The sequence below is a fragment of the Halorubrum sp. Ea1 genome (genome assembly GCF_002252965.1).
In the GTDB taxonomy this organism is placed as follows: domain Archaea; phylum Halobacteriota; class Halobacteria; order Halobacteriales; family Haloferacaceae; genus Halorubrum.
This window is the reverse complement of record NZ_NHPG01000032.1, coordinates 1-711: the sequence shown is the minus strand read 5'-3', so window position 1 is coordinate 711 and position 711 is coordinate 1. Positions and strand designations below refer to the sequence as shown.

The window sequence follows — 711 nt, the reverse complement described above, 5'->3', positions numbered from 1 at the left end:
GTCGTCCCCGTCGGTCCCGTCGCTTCCGCTCCCGTCGCCCGAACCACCCCTGCCGTCAGAGCCGTCGTCGCCGCCCGAACCGTCGTCGCCGTCAGAGCCGTCGTCACCGCCGGAGCCGTCGCTCGCTTCCCCGAGCGTCGAGCCGTCGTCGAGCGCGCTCGTCCGGCCGACGTACCGGAGAGTGACGGCGACGGGGAAGGCGGCGGTCGCGTTCTCCTCGTCGGCCATCAGCCGCTCGTTGTGCGCCTCGACGGCCTCGCGGAACTCGGCGGCCGCGGCCTCGCCCTTCCGCGTGTCGCTGGCGCGGACGGCGACTGTCTCGGCCGCACCGGACTCCCCCCGCCCCACGTCGAGGACGACGAGATCCGCCGTCTCACCGAGCGCCGCGCTTCCGACGGGGACCGGCGTCAGCGCCGGCGCCTCGTCCACGGCGTCCGCGTACGGGGAGTCGCCGTCGACGGCGACCCGGTACACGTCGCGGTCGACGTCGAGCCCCACGGCGCCGACCGCGAGCCCCCCACCGAGGACGGCGCCGGCGACGAGCAGGAGCGCGAGCGCCGCGAGCAACGTCCGGCGGTCGACGCCGCCCCCGGCGCGAGCGACCTCCCAGCGGGCGACCCGGAGAACCCTCCCGAGGCGGTCGATCACTCGACCCCCTCCCGCGGCTCGGCGGGTCGGTTCGCGTCGCCGCCGTCTCCCTCGCCGCCGTCG

The 711-nt window shown here is 76.9% G+C and carries 1 pseudogene; it reads right to left on the bottom strand.

From position 1 onward, the window contains the following. Nucleotides 1–648 (bottom strand): annotated as a pseudogene (locus DJ73_RS04840) (PrsW family intramembrane metalloprotease); the annotation flags it as partial. Between the last annotated feature and the right edge of the window lie 63 nt (nucleotides 649–711).